Annotated in this window: 4 protein-coding genes; 2 read left to right on the top strand and 2 right to left on the bottom strand. The window is 25.9% G+C overall.

All coding sequences use genetic code 11. The annotated features are described in order from the left end of the window. Window positions 1–655 precede the first annotated feature (655 nt). Window positions 656–1,471, bottom strand: a complete 816-nt coding sequence (locus tag CD111_RS07725) for a hypothetical protein (protein WP_095089129.1) — start codon at window positions 1,469–1,471, stop codon at window positions 656–658. Window positions 1,472–1,990: 519 nt separating this feature from the next. Here CD111_RS07725 and CD111_RS07720 point away from each other — a divergent pair. Next, the gene (locus tag CD111_RS07720) at window positions 1,991–2,764 is read left to right on the top strand and encodes a hypothetical protein (RefSeq protein WP_095089130.1); all 774 of its coding nucleotides are present in this window, start codon (window positions 1,991–1,993) and stop codon (window positions 2,762–2,764) included. Between the two features lie 106 nt (window positions 2,765–2,870). Continuing rightward, entirely contained in the window at window positions 2,871–3,155 is a 285-nt protein-coding gene (locus CD111_RS07715) for a YjcQ family protein (protein WP_095089131.1), read from the top strand. A gap of 40 nt (window positions 3,156–3,195) precedes the next feature. Here the strand turns inward: CD111_RS07715 and CD111_RS07710 are convergent, their stop codons facing one another. Continuing rightward, on the bottom strand, window positions 3,196–3,927 hold the full coding sequence (locus tag CD111_RS07710; protein ID WP_095089132.1) for a hypothetical protein: 732 nt from the start codon (window positions 3,925–3,927) through the stop codon (window positions 3,196–3,198). Between the last annotated feature and the right edge of the window lie 142 nt (window positions 3,928–4,069).

Below are 4,069 nucleotides of genomic sequence, written 5' to 3'. Positions count from 1 at the left end.
ATAAAGAATTGCTCGCTACTTAACTTCTCTTCCATAAATTAATCCTCTCTAATATTAATTAATATATTCTAAAAATACCCATTATATCCAAATATAAACTATTAAAAATACGAAATATTTTTATTAAAATTATCGCTTAATTAACACGTGTTTAATATTTAGTGTTTTATCTCTAGTATTTTTTTATTAAAATACCCCATCTAATTTACACTAGATGAGGCTAAAAATTTCTATCAGAAATCTATCTATATTATTATTTCCTAATATACTCATATATTAAGAAACTTTTTTAATACTGACCTTCTCAATTTGATGGGCTATTATGTTTTTGCTTTACATAGTAACAAAATCCTTCCAACCGAAATGCTCAATGAGCCTTGATATCTACTCACATTTACTTAATAAACATAAAAAAGAGCAAGGTCAAAAAGTAAGAGCATTATTCTCTTAACACTTTTTTGACACTTGCTAGCTTGAAACCCTAATATATGGGCTGAAGTATGGAGACGGCGGGAGTTCATTATAGCGATAATTAAAATGTTTAAAATGTACTTCAAGCATTGATATGACAATGATTTGATTGTATTACTGATTGCGCTTAAAATGTATAAATTGAAAAAACCATTATTATTTGGGGCGTCGCTCTTTCATCAAGCTATTTTGAGTCTCCTTTTAGTTTTATAGTGTACGGTAGACTAAGAAATTTATAGAATTTCAGATCTTCAAATAATTTATTTTCATTATCAATATTTTTCAATACATTTTGAATACACTGATCTAGTATAATTTTCATAAATTTATATTCGATAAATGTGGATAGAATATCTTTTCTTACGTGAGAAACATAATCATTATATAATTCTTGTATCATTTTTCTTTCATGTTCCTTCAATATATAATAATCTTCAGGATGACCATTATCTTTATCATACATATTTATAACTTTTATATGTTGTTGCATTCTATTACAATCATTAAACATTTTTAGCAAACTTTTATATAATCCGATAGTTCCATTATAAAGCTCTTTATCTTCAAGTAGTTCTATAATAGGTTTTGCATATCCATCTATTAGATCGTCAATGTTTATAACACTTTTTTCTATAATCTCCTTAATATCTCTTTTATCATTTTCACCAACATATAGAAGTTCAATATCATTTTCAATTCTTATAGAGTGATTTAGTACTTCTATTAATTTAATGCTTGTTAACAATTCAACTTTACTTCTTTTTTCATAATTCTTTTGATTTTTTTGGTGTTCGTACAATTCTCTAGCATTATCACCAGCAATCTTTGCCCCTAAATAAGCACCAATAACCGTTCCAAATAGACCAACAAAGGATATTACTAAAGTGTATGCTTGTAATTTATTATCTGGAAAAATATTACTCAAATTAAAACCAAAAAACAGAACAAATCCAAATACACCTACTACTGCTAAGATTATTAAACTTAATTTTTTATTCATTCTCTCACCTTTTTATATTAATAATACAATATTTATCCGAATACTAAATATACATGACTTTAATCATAACGATTTCTAGGCAAGTTAACCTATAACTATACACATAATAAATAATATTAACTGTCGTCAAAATCACAATAAGCAAAGTGTTATTTATGATCTAATGTCGTGATTTACGACTACCTTATAAATAAGGTCATTAGTAGTCACGTCATATATTTGTATTCACATATTTATAAAATGGAAATGTGTATAATACAATACTATTTTGATGGTGTAATGATTTGTTACTCCATCATCTTATACACTGAATGGTGTCGCCCTTTTATAAAGGTACCAGTATTATAACGACTCCTTAAAATCTGTGGTACTGATTTGGTGCTTTTCTTACTTGACCTGCGTAGCCAAATTGACAACACAGGTAATAATTTTTATAAAAAGAAAATAGATTGTATTGTGTTTATAATGTAGAATTACTTTTAAAGAGCTTATTTATATTAATTGATTGGATGGGATAATATGGAAGAGTACAAAAAATTGATAGAACAATTCATATATAGTAATGATGAAATACTTGCAGCATATTATGGAGGTAGTATTGCTAGAAATGATTCTGATAACTATTCAGACATAGATTTAAGACTTGTAGTTAATAAACAAACATATAAAGATAAACTCTTATGCAAGTTCATTGATTTATTTGAAAACAAACTATTTATTGAAGATAAGGCAAATAATTTTTCTGTATTCCATCTAAATGACTTATTTAAAATAGATGTATTTGTTTTTTATAAAGATGAACTCACGCCTAATATATGGTTAAACAATATAGATATTATTAAAGATAAGGATAACTTTTTATCGCAAATTAAAAACCAATCAGATAAAACTGTCACTATTTCACCAGGAAGAATCTCTTATATAAGAAATAAATATTTAGCTTATCTAATTGAAACTTATAAAAGGGAAAAAAGGAAAGAGTTTCATTATGTTAATTACTCCATCAATATGATGGCTAATATCATTTGCTATTTGTGGTACTTAGATATTGATGATGAGCCTAATAGTGTAGGAGACTGGTCAAAATATCAAGGTACAAGAAGTAAATTAAATCCATACAGATTAGATATTCTTGATGAAATTCTTACAAAAGATTATTTTGATCAAAGAATGACACTAAATAAAGAATTTATGTGTGTTTTAGAGAATATAGATAAAAATCATAAAATTTATAAGTCACAAGAAAGTAGAGAACTAATCAACTCAATAACAAATAAATTCCATGATAAATGATTTTTAAAAAACTATCAACTTAGTTGGGTTTAATATTTTAGAGAATATTGAGTATGGATTGTATTGTGGAGATAGAGTAATATTATAATATGGAGGGGGATTCAACTTGAACAAACAAAAGCTAAGATATGCAATGTTAAAAGAAATAAATAAAGGTAAGATTAGAATTACAGCGGAAGATTTTGATATAGAACAAGATGATTTTACTGAGCAAGCGTTTTTCTTAAAACGAGAAGGCTATATCACTGGTTACTCTAAAGGAGATAACTTAATCTGGTTTGATAAGGGAATAACTTGGATTACAGAATCAGGAGAGAAATACTTAAGAGACAATAGTGCTTTAGGGAAGTCATACAATTTGGCCAAAGAGATAAGAGACTGGATTAAATAACACCTATAATAACCCTATCTATATTAAATTATAGGTAGGGTTAAATATTCTTTATGTCTTTAATCTTGACATGCGACGCAATGTTTAAATCTTCAAGTTTCCTTATTATAGAAGGATGATTTGAATCATCTAATATGAATAGATTCAATTCTATTTTTTCACCATAATTATTGTATTTCTCTTTTAACATAATCATAAATTCCAATTGTCTGTCTTCAAGGTAATTGGGACTAGTTTTACATTCATATAACTTAATTTTATTATCGTTAAAAAATATATCCACAGTATTAGTTGTTTTACCGTATTTTATTAAATTAATAATTTTACTATTTTCATAAAAATGACAATCCCATATAAATTTTTTTGAAGTCTGTTGATTAACATCAAACAAATTACTACAACAAATTCCTTCAGTTATTAGACCACGTACATTTTGAATATCTTTTTTATCTAGATTTTCAACTCTATCAATTATTTTTTTAACTTTATTTTCAATATTCTTAATATGATAATTTATTGGAAATGTTTTATCTATAATCATTTTATTGTAAAAATCAAGCTTATTTTCCACCCTTTTTTTAAAAGGCTCAAAACTATGTCCATTAGTATCATAAAATAGTAGTTCACGATTTATATCTTTAATAAGCGTTAAATATTTTTTGAAAATTTCCCTATTTGTGCAATTAAGGCTATACATTGTATTAGAAAGGTTTTTCACTAGATTATACAAAGGTTTATGATTGCCGATATCAGATCTTTTAACTTCAATCATTGGAATTGATATACCTTTGAATATCGATTGTTGGTAAAAGTAAATCATTTATACCAGATTGAATTAGTTGATTATGAATTATAGGTCTAGTTAATGGTAAAAGTAATGGAACGATTAATTTACTTAATGTTTCATTTTCAAT

It is taken from the genome of Mammaliicoccus stepanovicii, assembly GCF_002902525.1.
Classification (GTDB): domain Bacteria; phylum Bacillota; class Bacilli; order Staphylococcales; family Staphylococcaceae; genus Mammaliicoccus; species Mammaliicoccus stepanovicii.
The sequence above is the reverse complement of the archived record's forward strand: the minus strand, read 5'-3'. Positions and strand labels throughout refer to the sequence as shown.

Bases quoted from the DNA above. Each gene is read 5' to 3' on its own strand.
- CD111_RS07725 (WP_095089129.1), bottom strand. From the start codon at position 1,471: ATGAATAAAAAATTAAGTTTAATAATCTTAGCAGTAGTAGGTGTATTT.
- CD111_RS07720 (WP_095089130.1), top strand. From the start codon at position 1,991: ATGGAAGAGTACAAAAAATTGATAGAACAATTCATATATAGTAATGAT.
- CD111_RS07710 (WP_095089132.1), bottom strand. From the start codon at position 3,927: ATGATTGAAGTTAAAAGATCTGATATCGGCAATCATAAACCTTTGTAT.